This is a genomic window from Enterococcus sp. DIV0294 (assembly GCF_050558155.1).
Lineage (GTDB): Bacteria > Bacillota > Bacilli > Lactobacillales > Enterococcaceae > Enterococcus > Enterococcus faecalis.
In genome coordinates this window covers 762,797-776,548 of sequence record NZ_CP187889.1, presented here as the reverse complement: position 1 = coordinate 776,548, position 13,752 = coordinate 762,797, and the positions used below count along the sequence as shown (strand labels likewise).

Here is a 13,752-nt window from a genome sequence, read left to right as displayed (position 1 = left end):
CTAACTTATCTAAAACACCTACTCATTATACTAGTCAGGAGGGCTTGTTTTATTTCAATCATGTTACAATTTGTTACAATTTAAATGCAACTCTTTTTTTATCCTGCGTTTATTCATTAGTCCATTTCTATCTCAATTCTTTAAGAATTTCTTAAGACGCCTTAAAAACTAGCTTTTGACGATTTTTCTTTTTTTCATCCCATTAGACCATTGATTGAAATATTTTGTAATATTTTTTGTTAATTATTGGCCCTTTTTCTTCAAATCTTCTAAGAGATGCCGAACTTCTTTGGAATTTTTAATGTTTTTTAAAGTTAGTTTTGGGTAATTGTTAATAAAACGACGTTGTTGGAAATTTAACCAATTTTGGAAATGCTCTTTTTTGGTTCGTTCTTTTAACTTCTGCCAATCAGCTGTAGCGATTTCCATTTTTGTGTTCAACCGTTGCTTAAATTCTTGTTGGTTCGTTTCCAACGTTTGGCCCATCTCGGTAATAAGTTTTTTGAAACCTTGCATGTTCAGCAACGTATAAATTAAGTCAAGCCCCATTACAATCACTATGCAAAGTGCTAAGTAGTTGCCAAAGGTTGCTTGTAAAAAGCTGACAACTTTGGCGATTTCTGGTTGAATAACTTTGACAATCAAGACACACCCCAATCCCCAAAAAAGAGAAACTGGTAAAGCCACGCGACCGTTTAAATTAAAAGGTACATCATGATAATCCCACCAAGAGGCATGGAACAGTTTTTCCAAGCCATAACTAGTGACATATTCTAAAATCGTCACTAAAACAGCCGATCCGACATACAATACCAAGAGATTGTTCTCAAAGGGTTCCACAAAATAGAGAACGCTTAAGACCCCAAATCCATAAATAGGACAATAGGGTCCTACCAAAAATCCTCGATAAACAAATTTTTTAGCTTTTAATGAACAATACACCGTTTCCCATAACCAACCGATAAAGGAATAAATAAAAAATAACAAAATAACCTGACTCATTTTTTCCACGTTTCTGTCACACTCCACTTCTTTGCGCTTTTCTTCTATTTTACCAGAAGTTGAGAAAATGTAGCGAACAACTTTCTTTCATTGAAAGATTAGGCTACAATGAGAGCAGCAAAGGGAGGAATCTTATGTTTGGTTTATTGAAATACGCAAAAAATTATCGAAAACAAATTATCCTCGGTCCAGTCTTCAAATTTTTAGAAGCTTGTTTCGAGTTAGTCTTGCCCTTATTCATGGCTCACTTAGTCGATGTCGGTATTCGTCAAAACGACCGACAGACTGTCATAGAAATGGCCCTCTGGATGCTTGTTATGTCGTTAGTTGGTTTATTTTTTGTCATGATTTGTCAATATTATGCTTCAGTCGCTTCGCAAGGTTTTGGGACGGAGCTAAGAAATCAATTAATGAAGAAAATTAATCAGCTTTCACACAAAGAATTGAATAGTTTTGGTACAGATACCCTCATCACCCGGATCACAAACGATATCAATCAACTTCAATTGGCTTTAGCGATGTTTATTCGGTTGGTCATTCGGACACCTTTTTTAAGTATCGGTTCTGTGGTCATGGCTTTTTACATTGACGTGCAGATGGGCTTTCTTTTCCTATTACTTTTACCAATTTTTAGCCTTATTCTCTTTATTATCATTAAAGTGACTGTGCCTTTATATCAAAAAGTCCAAGAATATTTGGATCGGTTAAACCGTCAAATTAGTCAAAATTTAAGCGGTGTCCGTGTAATCCGTGCGTTTGCTAGAAAGGAAACAGAGCAACGACATGTTGATAAGGCTTCCGATGATTTAGGCGATATTTACATTCGCGTATCGAATGTCTCTGCTTTATTAACACCTTTAACCACTTTGATTATGAATGTTGGAATTTTATTTTTACTTTATTTTAGTGGCTTAAAAGTTTCTTTCGGTTCCCTGCAACAAGGGGAAGTTTTAGCATTGATCAATTATATGAATCAAATGATGCTCGCTTTAATTGTTGCTTCTAATCTCGTGGTAATTTTTACGCGAGCCGCCGCTTCCGCAAACCGTGTCAATGAGGTTTTAACTGTAGAAAGCCAGTTAACAGATACACCAGAATCAGCAAAAACATCTCCACAATTTGGTGATATTACCTTTGACCATGTAGATTTTCGCTATGAACCAGAGGCCGGTTTGGCTTTGGAAAATATCAATTTCACGATTCCTAAAGGCTCAATTCTCGGCATCACAGGACCTACCGGCAGCGGGAAAAGTACCTTAACCCAACTCATTCCCAGATTTTATGATGTGAGTGCAGGAAACCTTTTTATTAATGGTATAAATGTGCGCGATTGGCCGCTCTTTACTTTACGCCAACAAGTGGCAAGTGTCCCACAAACTGCCGTCTTATTTACAGGGACTATTCGAGAAAACTTACAATGGGGCAAACCAAATGCAACTGATGAAGACTGTTGGGAAGCATTAGCTATCGCCCAATGTAAAGAATTTGTTGAACAATTAGACCAAGGGTTAGACACGCCTGTTAACGAAAGCGGAAAAAACTTTTCTGGTGGACAAAGACAACGGTTGACCATTGCCCGTGCCTTGATTAGGAAACCACATTTACTTATTTTAGATGATTCCTTGAGTGCCCTCGACTATCAAACAGATTTGAATCTGCGCCGTGCTTTACAAAAAGAACGAGCAGAGACAACCGTTATTTTAATTTCACAACGCGTGAGCTCGATTGCTACGGCGAATCAAATTTTAGTCCTAGATAGTGGAAAAGTCGCTGGCCTTGGCACCCACGAAGAATTACTTACTTCTTCTAAAGAGTATCAAGAAATCGTTGCGTCACAGGAGGAGGATACCCATGCAAACTAAAAAAATTCATTTTGGCGCCTTCTCACGTTTTAAGCCGTATTTACTACGCTATCCAAAAGAAATTATCGGCGCCTTAATCCTAGGAATTCTCAGTGGTTTTTCGACTGTCCTCATGACTTATTATATAGGTAAATCCGTTGATACAATGGTTGGTAAAGGACAAGTCAATGCTGCGCAACTCATCAAAATTTTAGGTTTATTAGCAGGGATTTTACTCGTAACCGTTCTAAGTCAATGGCTGATTCAACGTCTCGGTAATCGCGTGTCTTATTTATCGACCACACAGCTGAGAAAAGATGCCTTTGCCCATTTAAATCAATTACCGTTAAGTTATTATGACCAAACGTCACACGGAAATATCGTCAGTCGCTTTACCAACGATATTGACAATATTTCAATGGCTTGCTCGGCTGTCTTCAACCAATTATTTTCTGGCATGGCCACCGTCGTTGTTGCTTTGCTCTTTATGATTCGGCTAAGTCCCCTGCTCACATTAGTGGTTCTTATCAGTACGCCGATTATTTTTATTGTAAACTGGCTTGTTGCAAAAGCTTCACAAAAAAACTTTGCTGCACAACAAACGATTGTTGGTGAAATTTCCGGTTTCGTTTCAGAAATGGTTGGCAACCAAAAAATTGTTAAAGCCTTTCAACAAGAACAAGCTACGCAAGAAACATTTGAAGCATTGAATCAAACGTTGTATGAAAAAGGACAGAAGGCTCAGTTTTCTTCTTCCTTAACCAACCCACTTTCTCGATTTATCGATCATTTATCTTATTTATCAATTGGATTAGTCGGTGGCTTGTTAGTTTTAAGTGGCAATCCTTTAGTCACAGTTGGTGTTATTTCCAGTTTCACCATTTACTCTAGTCAATTTTCTAAACCTTTTATTGAACTCTCAGGAATCACCAACCAAATCCAAGCCGCCTTAGCTGGATTGGAACGTACCTTTGATATGATGGATCAACCAGTTGAACGTCCTGATGCCCCGAACGCAATTGTTTTGAAAGAAGCGCGAGGCCGTGTTGAATTTAAAGACGTTGATTTTTCTTACACGCCGACGCGACCTTTAATCGAAAACTTTAATTTAATTGCTGAACCAGGAGAAACAATTGCCATTGTTGGGCGAACTGGTGCGGGTAAATCAACATTAGTGAATTTGTTAATGCGCTTTTACGAGGTCGACCATGGTCAAATTACGGTTGATACTCACGACATTACTCAAATTACTCGGGATAGCTTGCGAAAAAGTTTTGGTATGGTTCTCCAAGATACTTGGCTATTCGATAGCTCCATTCGGGAAAATTTAACGTACGGAAATCCTGAAGCCTCTGACGAAGAAATTATAGAAGCCATAAAAAAAGCCCATATTTTTGATTTCGTCATGCGTTTACCTCAAGGACTAGATACCGAGATTGGTTCCCAAGGCGTTAAAATTTCTGAAGGACAACGACAATTAATGACTATTGCACGCACGATGATTAGTAATCCGCCGATGCTTATTTTAGATGAAGCGACCAGTTCAGTTGATACATTGACCGAGCAAAAAATTCAGGATGCTTTTTTACAAATGATGACTGGCCGGACCAGTTTTGTTATTGCCCATCGCTTAGCAACAATCAAAAGTGCTGAAAAAATTCTAGTTATGGATAATGGTCAAGTGGTTGAAATTGGCACCCATGACGAATTATTGCAAAAAGAACAGGGTTATTATCGTGACCTTTACGAAGCACAGTTTAATCAAAAAGCACAATAAAAAAGAGTCACTTTTCTGGGATGATGAAAAGTGACTCTTTTAATTTTAAATTTATTGATCTAATTCAGATAATGGCTTTCCAAATAAACGTTTAAAGGGAATTTTATTGCCTAAATAATAAGTGGCAATTACTTGAATAGGAAAGAAAATAACTGTTTTAATTAAGCGTGGCACCCACCAAGCAAAATTTGCTAGATTGACTCCATACATTAAACTTAACCACAAAGGCGTTAAAATGATATTAATTAAAACGGTGACCAACAATGTCGCCAAAATCACTCGTTGCCATGTCATTTCTTTCTTATAATAGAAATAACCATAAATAGCACCAGCCAAAAAGGCATTTAAAGTAAACCCAGGAAAATAGCCTGCTTTTGGAAAAAGCAGCATTCCTAATACATCAGCCACCGCCGTGCCGATTCCAGCCCAAAAAGGTCCGAAAATCATCCCAATCAATGATTCTGGGATAAATGTGAAACTGATTTTTAAAAACGTTGTTTCATACGCAAAAAAGCGTGAAAAGACAACGACCACCGCAATGAGTACGCCCATTAACGCAATGGATTTTGTGCCAAATTTTTTCTTTGTCATTTTTAGCATCTCCTCTAAGAGCTGCTACATGACGAACCATGCAGCGAATGCGAAAACAAAACCGCGAACATTAAAAAGCTGAACGTGTTGTTCTGATGATAAGCAAAGTAAGAACCTTTGCTTTCTAGCAACACACTGTTTATGTTCTTCGTCCAAAAGGCAACATCCCATCCTTTTAGCACTTAACGCTTTGTCTCCTACTCTGTTATTTTATTTGGACAAAAGTCCTCATAAAATATACCACAAAATAATCAAAATAACCATTAAGGTTCTCTAAAAAGCTAACGGTCGACGATCCCCTTCATGGATGACCTCACGGAAGTCCGCAAACCCCGCCTCGACACTTCTCAAAAGAATTTCAGCACTGCCGATATTGGTCGCTAAAGGAATTTCATAGACATCACTTAGACGAATCAAAGCCGTCACGTCTGGTTCATGCGGTTGTGCGGAAAGAGGATCTCTTAAAAAAATAACTAAATCAATGTTGTCTTCTGATATCATTGCGCCAATCTGTTGATCCCCACCTAATGGCCCCGATTTAAAGCAATGCACGGGTAAGCCAGTTGCTTCCATCACTTTCATGCCTGTCGTTCCCGTTGCATACAATTCATGTTTTTCTAAAATATGTTTATAAGCGGTTGCTAGTTTGATCATTAATGTTTTTTTACGATCATGAGCGATTAAAGCGATTTTCATGTTATCCAACTCCTGTCTTTGTTATATTATAACAAAAGTTTATCGATAAATCCGCTGAGAGTGTTTGTCCTTTGTCACCTTGACGAAAAAGTCTTCTTTTTCTTGTGCAACTCTCCCTTGCCGAAAGATAGCGTTTTCATTTAAACTATGAGTAACAAATCAAAAAGAAAAGAGTGACGTATCAAATGGTGGAAATGGCGCTTAGAAATGTGTATAAAAAATATGACAATGCAGAACATTATTCTGTTACAGATTTTAACTTAGAAATTACAGACCGTGAATTTATCGTCTTTGTCGGACCTTCTGGTTGCGGTAAATCAACAACATTGCGCATGATTGCTGGCTTAGAAGATATTACTGAAGGTGAATTATCAATTGGGGACAAAGTCATGAATGACGTTGCACCGAAAGATCGTGATATTGCCATGGTTTTCCAAAACTATGCGCTTTATCCGCATATGACTGTTTTTGATAACATGGCTTTTGGTTTAAAACTAAGAAAATATGATAAAGCTGAAATTAAAAAACGGGTGGAAAATGCTGCGGATATTTTGGGCTTAACAGAGTACCTACAGCGTAAACCTGCGGCGCTTTCTGGTGGACAACGCCAACGTGTTGCACTTGGGCGGGCAATCGTCCGTGATGCCAAAGTCTTTTTAATGGATGAACCTTTATCAAACTTGGATGCAAAATTACGTGTAGCCATGCGTGCTGAAATCGCTAAACTACACCAACGTTTAGAAACTACGACAATTTATGTGACACATGACCAAACCGAAGCGATGACCATGGCTGATCGAATCGTAATTATGAAAGATGGCTTTATTCAACAAATTGGTTCACCAAAAGAAGTTTACAATACACCTAAAAATATGTTCGTAGCTGGGTTCATCGGCTCACCTGCCATGAATTTCTTCAAAGTTACCTTAAACAATGGGGTTATTTCTAACCAACATGGCTTAAAACTAGCAATTCCTGAAGGAAGAAACAAAGAGCTTGTTGAACATGGTTATGAAGGCAAAGAATTAATTTTCGGTATTCGTCCAGAAGATATTCATAGCGAACAAGTGGCTTTAACAGCAATGAAAGATGCGGTGATTAAATCTGAAGTAGTTGTTTCTGAATTATTAGGGGCTGAATCCATGCTTTATACAAAAATTGGTGATACAGAGTTTATCTCAAAAGTAGATGCTCGTGACTTCCACCATCCTGGTGAAATGATTGACTTAGCTTTTGATATTAACAAAGGACATTTCTTCGACCCTCAAACAGAAGAAGTCATTAAATAAAAAATCTCGAGGCATCCGTCACAATGACGGATGCCTCAATTGTTTCTCTTTATGCTAATTTAACCTTCTTCTTTATCACTTTGGGTTGTTTCGCTTCTGTAAAAGTTGGAATATCTACATGTTTACTTAAGGTACTTGCTAAAAAGTAGGCAATACTGAAATCCACCAAACTATGAATTAATCCACCAACGCCCATCAAAAGAAAAATAGAATACATGAAGCCGGCTGTATAATAGGTTCCTGGCAAGTTGCCCATTGTGTAAAATACAGAAACAACCACTAGCTCGGCAGCGGAATGAATCACTCCAATTCCCACGTTAAACAACTGTAATTTCCCATTTAATAAAGTGAATTTCCCCTCTTTATTGATTAAAATTTCTGGATGCTTTTGTAAAATCACTGCGCCAATGACTGCAAAAATCAAATGAGATAAGGCCCGCAAAGCAATAATCGGTGTTGCGGATAAGAAAAAACCAAAACCTGTTCCTAGACTAACCGCAATTGCCACCACTGGAGAAATAAACATGGCAATAAAAACTGGGACGTGACTTGCTAATGTAAAACTGGCTGGACCAATGGTAATTCTTGGCATAACCATTGGAATGATAATCCCCATTGCAATTAAAAGTGCTGAAATTGTTAAACGTTTTACTGAGTTTGTTTTCATTAAAACTGCCTCCTAAAGGTGTCATGACACCTTTTTGTTTTTCTCAAGTGTAGCTGAACAGCCGCAATGTGTCAAGACACATAAAAGAACTTTCTGTTATTTCTCATAAATAACAGAAAGTTCTTTTTTATACTGGTTTATTTTTTTCTAAAGCATTACTTAAACGAGCGAATTCTTCTAAAGACAATGTTTCACCACGTCTAGAAGGATCAATTTCTGCTTCAGCTAGGCTCTCTTTTAGCCAAGCCACCGTTTGTTCATCTTTCCCATAAAAATGCGTTAAGTTATTCCACAATGTTTTACGTCTTAATTGGAAACTGGCTTTGGTTAATTTGAAAAATTCTTTTTCATTGGTCACTGTCACTGCTGGTGTAGCACGGCGCGTCAATTTAATAATCGCCGAGTCAACATTGGGCTGCGGCACAAAAACTGTTTTTGGCACAATAAAGGCGACACTTGCTTCCATAAAATATTGGACAGCAATTGATAATGAGCCATAAGCTTTCGTTCCTGGTTTAGCAGCAATTCGATCAGCGACCTCTTTTTGCATCATCACAACCATTTCAGCTACATCTAAAGAAGATTCTAAAAAATGCATCATAATTGGCGTAGTAATATAGTAAGGTAGGTTAGCCACCACTTTAATCGGATACTTCTCTTGAAAAACTTGGTTGGTTGTCTCGACCAAATCAGCTTTTAAAACATCTTGATGCACCACTGTTACATTATCATAGCGACTTAAGGTATCTGCTAAGACAGGAATCAAGCGATCATCAATCTCAAAAGCCACAACTTGTGCCGCGTTCATCGCTAATTGCTCTGTTAATGCACCAATTCCAGGCCCGACTTCGACAACATTTGTCTGCTGATTAATTCCCGCTGTTTCTACAATTTTTCTTAAAATATTAGGCTCTGTCAAAAAATTTTGACCTAAACTCTTTTTAAATGAAAATCCATGCTTTTTTAGTATTTCTTTGGTTCTGGATGGTGTGGCAATTTCTTTATAGTCCGTCACGCTTGTTCCTCCATGTAGTTATTCTTCGTTTGCAAGTTCTTTTAAAATACGCGTCATGCTTTCTTTCAATTCTGCTTCTGTAATCCGAAACATGCTTAACCGTTTGACTAACTGTTTGCTATTTGTATAGCCAATTCTTAGGTCATCTCCTAATAATTCACGGTATTTTTTGGCATTTGCTCCCGCTATTAAACCATATTCAACTAGTGTTTGTCTAGGAATTTCTTGATAGTCTTCACCAGCTTGAACAGGTGTTACGACTTTTTTTAAGGCTTCAATAATTGCTTCATCACTAGCATGTTCAACCCCTAGGCTACCACCATTTTTTTTAGGCACTGCAACTTTTCTTGATAAAAAAGCATGCTTTGCATCAGGGACAACTTCCATTATTGTTTTACGAATTTTTTCGCCCGAATAGTCTGGATCTGTAAAAATAATCACGCCTCTCGTTTCTTGTGCGTGTTCAATTTGTGTCAAAATTTCATCATTGATAGCAGAACCAATCGTTTCAATCGTATCCGCTTCAACTACCTCTTGAATGCGGCGTGTGTCGTCTTTCCCTTCAACGACAATGATTTCTGCAACTTTCATTTTTTCTTTCATTTATCTATCCGAAACAAGCGATGAGCGTTGACTCTCGTTTGTTCTGCCACTTCTTCAAAGGTTAGTTGTCGTAATTCAGCAATTTTTTCCACTACGTATCGTGTATAGCCTGGTTCATTCCGTTTACCACGATAAGGAACCGGGGCTAAATAGGGTGCATCTGTTTCCACCAACATTCGTTCAAGTGGTACCGCCATCGCCGCTTCTTGAACATCCAACGCTTTTTTAAACGTCACGACCCCACTAAAAGAAATATGCAGACCTAAATCTAAAAATTTCTTCATCCACTCGGCATCACCACTGAAACTATGCATGATTCCACCAATATCTGAAATTTTTTCATCTTTTAAAATTCGATAGGTATCTTCTAATGCCTCTCTCGTATGCACACTAAACGGTAAATTCATTTCCCGAGCAATCGCAATTTGACGGCGAAAGACTTTTTCTTGCACCTCTTTAGGATCCTCCATCCAGTAATAATCAAGACCGATTTCACCTAATGCGACAATTTTTGGCAACGTTAATTGTTCTTGTAATCGTCGTTCAACCTCTGGCGTATAGCTACCCGCTTCTGTTGGATGCCAACCAATGATACTATAAATATTGGCATATTCCTGACTAAGTAAAAGAGATTTTTCAATCGTTGGTTCATCAAAACCGACCACGGCCATCTCTGTAACACCCAATTCTTGGGCATGTGCAATCGTTTCTGGAATATCATCATTAAATTGTTCTGCATTCAAATGTGTATGTGTATCAAAAATCATTATGATTGCCTCCTTTATCTCCTCTCTACTTTATCATATTTCTTGAAAAATCTGAATGACTAGGCGACAAGATTCGCCATTTCCTCATAAACAGCGCTTGCATTTATGCTAAAAGTAACGTATACTATTCAGTCATGTTATTAAAAGGAGGAATCTCCATGACCGATGAAAAAATTTATGAACAACAGCATTTAACAACGGTTTATCATGAGCTGCAAGCGGCTAAAAAAGTTTACGAAGAGCAATTGGCGAACACAATGAAAGATGGCAAACATATGCTAGAGGAATTTGGTCGCGATTCTAAGCTGAATTTTGATAGTTATGCCGATAATCTAGAAACGTTTGCCATGTTGGAAATGAAGAACCGTGAAATTGATCAGTGGAACTTAAAAAATGAAGCAACGGCTAAAAATTTAGACAAAGTGAAACGCCTATTACAAGTTCCTTATTTTGGCAAAATTGGCGTGACTTTTGAAGACAGCCCTGAAGAGCCAGAAAACTTTTATATTGGCGTAAACGATTTTACTTCTTTAGAAGAAGAAACGCGCATTCACGATTGGCGCTCACCGATTGCTTCGTTATTTTATGATAATGTTTTAGGGAAAACAGCCTACACGGCACATCAACAAACCATTCCTGTACAACTTGATTTGAAAAGACAGTTAATTATTGAAAAAGATCAATTAATCAACTATTTTGACACAACCATTGCGATTCAAGATGATGTGTTATTGCATTCTTTAGAAGAAGATGCTTCTCCTTATATGAAGGACATTACGACAACCATTCAACAAGAACAAAATCAAATAATTCGTGACGAAACGCAGCCACTCCTACTAGTCAACGGGATTGCTGGTAGTGGGAAAACGTCTGCGATTATGCAACGGATTGCTTATTTACTTTATCAACATCGAGCAGAAATTACAGCGGATAATATTTTATTACTTTCACCAAATTCAACATTTATTGATTATATTTCTCAAGTTTTACCGAATTTAGGCGAACGAAATCCCTTGAATTTGACTCTTTTACAATTTTTACGCTTCACTACCAAAGAAGCATGGCCAATGGAAGAAGAAACGGACTATTTCGAACGCATTACTCGCTCTGAGGCAACGGAGCAAGAGCACGTTATTCGTTCAAAAGAATTTGCAACGTTTCTTTTAAGCAATCCTGAAAAAGCGGTTGTGCAGCCACATTTTTTCCGTCCTTTAACTTTTAAAAAGCAGACCTTATTTACTTCAGAAACAATTTTTAAACTTTATCAAGAAACACCAGCTGACTTGAGTATTCGCCAACGAATTTCAGCCACAAAAGAAAAATTAACCAGTCTTTGGACACGGTACTTATTAAAACAAGCCCATTCTAAAAAAATGTTGGATCAATTCCAAGATTTAACAGAAGCTGAACAAGTTCGTTATTTTGGCACAGTGATTACCGAAGATAATGAAAAACATCTGGCTGATTTTGCTTTAAAACGTTTGAAGAAAAAATATCGCTCTATCACTGCCGCTATTAAAAATGATGCTTGGCTAGATCAATGGGCCTTTTTTGAAACGTTTTATTCTTTATTCACTGAAAAATCGTATCAAAAAGAGACAGCTGTTTTCACAGCCGATGAAATTGTGGCCCTTATTTTGGTGAAACATGCATTTATTGAAAACCTCGCCAACCAGCAAATGGCTTTTATCCTAGTCGATGAAGTCCAAGATTATACAGAAGCCCAATTATTATTACTGCTGACACTTTTCCCTAAAGCTAGTTTTACTTTAGCTGGTGATGAAAATCAAGCCATTTTTAATACAGCCATTGAATTTTCTGAAGCCCATGATTTATTGGTTAACGAAACCAGCCGTTCTGTTGGAACCTATCAATTATTAAACAGCTATCGTTCAAGTAAAGAAATTACACGACTCTTCCAAACATTAGGCACTCAACCAGAGCAATTAACCATTGTGCCCATCCGGCATGATGGAGAAAAGCCGACATTTATTCCTTGTGACTCTGCGTCTGACTATCTTAAAGCAATCGTCACTTCCATTGCAACTTTTGATCCGAAAGAAAGCACCGCCATTATTACTAAAACTTTTGCAGAAAAAGAACAATTAACAAAAGAACTTAGTGCTTCTCTTTCATTGGAAGAACATCCGTCACTGCAAGTTTTATCAATTGATATGGCAAAAGGTCTAGAATTTGATAATGTAATTCTTCATAACCCAAATGTTAATCGTTATTCCGACAATAAACGAGATAAAAAAATCCTGTATACTGCTATTTCTCGTGGAATGAAACGGGTCGTTTTACCTTATACCGGCACACTTTCTGAATGGTTTACACCTTACTTGGCAGCCCAGTAACTGAGACTTAAGGCGGATTTTATTTTTAGAAAAACCACTTATAATAGACGAGTAGGCACTGCTTTTTAATTAGCAGACCTACTCGTTTGTTGTCTCTTAAGTTGAGAGGAGCGTGAGAAGGTGAAACAATCACCTGATTTAGAAAATTTTTTAAAAACCTCTATCCAAAAAAATGTAACTATTGAGCGAAAACAACAAAACCAAACCATTTGGCACTGGCTACTGCTTATTTTATTTGGCTTGCTAACCTTTGGCTCACTGACACAGCAGTTACTCCTAATTGGCTTGTTTACACTTATTGCCGCTATTGTTAAAGGTCCCTTAATGCTCGTCTGGGGAACCATCTATTCGGCGTTAGTGGCTTTGTTTCCACCTTTCGCTTTAGTCCTATCTTTACTTTTTTTTATAATTAATTTAGGCACCGTTATGAAAAGTTGGCGTATTACTTTAACAAGTGCTTACTTTTATCTAGTTCCTTTAGGTTTTAGTCTCTTGAAAACGACCAACTGGGTATCAACGCCTTATTTCCTGACAGGCTTGGCTTTGTTAAGTATTTTAGGGCTGCATTTTATATTAGAGTGGCTCTATAAAAATAATAGCTTAGGCCGTTTACTCACGTGGCAAATTATTAGTGTCCCTTTTTCACTCTTACTGATCATTTTACCAAGTCGCCTAACGAAAGGCCGTTTTGGTAAAAAACGAATACCTAAAAAAGTGAAACTCTAAAATAGAAAAGCCTAGGAAAAATCGCAAATGATTTTTTCTAGGCTTTTCTTCGATTCTTTTAATTTAAAAATTCGTTGATTTTCGATTTTAGGACGTCGATAAAACTGGAGAAAGAGAGTTCATTTGTTTGTGAATATGTCCAATGAGCCAATAACAGAAAAACTAAAATAACCAGTATCGCAACCACTAAAAAGGTTCTAATTCTTGCCCTTCTTTTTCTACGTTGTACTGTTAGCCGTGCTTGTTCCCTTACTCTCATAGCTTCTAAATAATACGGACGCCATTTAGGATCATTTTTTCGTTGCTCATAAAATTTAAATTTATGATAAGCCATCAAACTTCCCCCACATCAAATCACTTTTCTTCTAGTATACAAAAAAAGTAGTAAAGATAAAAGGTTACAATTCACCTTTTATCTTTA

General features: G+C 37.4%; 13 protein-coding genes and 1 riboswitch. Of the genes, 5 read left to right on the top strand and 8 right to left on the bottom strand.

The genetic code is table 11. The features are described 5' to 3' along the window. Positions 1–243: 243 nt before the first annotated feature. Positions 244–1,011, bottom strand: a complete 768-nt coding sequence (locus IGJ20_RS03750; RefSeq protein WP_430605255.1) for a putative ABC transporter permease — start codon at positions 1,009–1,011, stop codon at positions 244–246. 125 nt (positions 1,012–1,136) lie between these two features. Between IGJ20_RS03750 and IGJ20_RS03745 the strand changes: the two genes are divergently transcribed. Both IGJ20_RS03745 and IGJ20_RS03740 read left to right on the top strand, forming a co-directional pair. Then, positions 1,137–2,864: an ABC transporter ATP-binding protein gene (locus tag IGJ20_RS03745; RefSeq protein ID WP_202522388.1), complete on the top strand. Its 1,728-nt coding sequence runs from the start codon at positions 1,137–1,139 to the stop codon at positions 2,862–2,864. Next, the gene (locus IGJ20_RS03740) at positions 2,854–4,620 is read left to right on the top strand and encodes an ABC transporter ATP-binding protein (RefSeq protein ID WP_202522387.1); all 1,767 of its coding nucleotides are present in this window, start codon (positions 2,854–2,856) and stop codon (positions 4,618–4,620) included. Before IGJ20_RS03745 ends, IGJ20_RS03740 begins: the two co-directional genes overlap by 11 nt. Before the next feature lie 51 nt (positions 4,621–4,671). On the opposite strand, the gene IGJ20_RS03735 is transcribed toward IGJ20_RS03740, so the two are convergent. Both IGJ20_RS03735 and mgsA read right to left on the bottom strand, forming a co-directional pair. Next, positions 4,672–5,220, bottom strand: a complete 549-nt coding sequence (locus IGJ20_RS03735) for a folate family ECF transporter S component (RefSeq protein WP_202522386.1) — start codon at positions 5,218–5,220, stop codon at positions 4,672–4,674. Between the two features lie 30 nt (positions 5,221–5,250). Then, positions 5,251–5,418, bottom strand: a riboswitch (THF riboswitch). Between the two features lie 66 nt (positions 5,419–5,484). Continuing rightward, positions 5,485–5,907: a methylglyoxal synthase gene (gene mgsA, locus IGJ20_RS03730; protein ID WP_202522385.1), complete on the bottom strand. Its 423-nt coding sequence runs from the start codon at positions 5,905–5,907 to the stop codon at positions 5,485–5,487. Between the two features lie 185 nt (positions 5,908–6,092). On the opposite strand from mgsA, the gene IGJ20_RS03725 reads away from it, so the two are divergent. After that, positions 6,093–7,196: an ABC transporter ATP-binding protein gene (locus tag IGJ20_RS03725; protein WP_002355822.1), complete on the top strand. Its 1,104-nt coding sequence runs from the start codon at positions 6,093–6,095 to the stop codon at positions 7,194–7,196. A 49-nt stretch (positions 7,197–7,245) separates the two neighbouring features. Here the strand turns inward: IGJ20_RS03725 and IGJ20_RS03720 are convergent, their stop codons facing one another. The 4 genes from IGJ20_RS03720 to IGJ20_RS03705 form a co-directional block, all read right to left on the bottom strand. Further along, positions 7,246–7,863 (bottom strand): hypothetical protein, encoded by a 618-nt coding sequence (locus IGJ20_RS03720; protein WP_002355821.1) that lies wholly within the window; start codon positions 7,861–7,863, stop codon positions 7,246–7,248. Positions 7,864–7,990: 127 nt separating this feature from the next. Further along, positions 7,991–8,878 carry a 16S rRNA (adenine(1518)-N(6)/adenine(1519)-N(6))-dimethyltransferase RsmA gene (rsmA, locus tag IGJ20_RS03715; RefSeq protein ID WP_002358849.1) on the bottom strand — a complete coding sequence of 296 codons (888 nt, stop codon included), beginning with the start codon at positions 8,876–8,878 and terminating at the stop codon, positions 7,991–7,993. An 18-nt stretch (positions 8,879–8,896) separates the two neighbouring features. After that, the gene (gene rnmV, locus IGJ20_RS03710; protein WP_002378104.1) at positions 8,897–9,481 is read right to left on the bottom strand and encodes a ribonuclease M5; all 585 of its coding nucleotides are present in this window, start codon (positions 9,479–9,481) and stop codon (positions 8,897–8,899) included. Next, on the bottom strand, positions 9,478–10,248 hold the full coding sequence (locus tag IGJ20_RS03705) for a TatD family hydrolase (protein WP_002358846.1): 771 nt from the start codon (positions 10,246–10,248) through the stop codon (positions 9,478–9,480). Before IGJ20_RS03705 ends, rnmV begins: the two co-directional genes overlap by 4 nt. 134 nt (positions 10,249–10,382) lie before the next feature. Here IGJ20_RS03705 and IGJ20_RS03700 point away from each other — a divergent pair, with 134 nt between their 5' ends. Together IGJ20_RS03700 and IGJ20_RS03695 are read left to right on the top strand one after the other, a co-directional pair. Beyond that, positions 10,383–12,605 (top strand): HelD family protein, encoded by a 2,223-nt coding sequence (locus IGJ20_RS03700; RefSeq protein ID WP_016630153.1) that lies wholly within the window; start codon positions 10,383–10,385, stop codon positions 12,603–12,605. A 120-nt stretch (positions 12,606–12,725) separates the two neighbouring features. Continuing rightward, entirely contained in the window at positions 12,726–13,331 is a 606-nt protein-coding gene (locus IGJ20_RS03695) for a hypothetical protein (RefSeq protein WP_002391492.1), read from the top strand. A gap of 58 nt (positions 13,332–13,389) precedes the next feature. On the opposite strand, the gene IGJ20_RS03690 is transcribed toward IGJ20_RS03695, so the two are convergent. Continuing rightward, complete coding sequence (locus IGJ20_RS03690) at positions 13,390–13,665, bottom strand: hypothetical protein (protein WP_002361374.1); 276 nt, start codon at positions 13,663–13,665, stop codon at positions 13,390–13,392. Positions 13,666–13,752 lie beyond the last annotated feature (87 nt).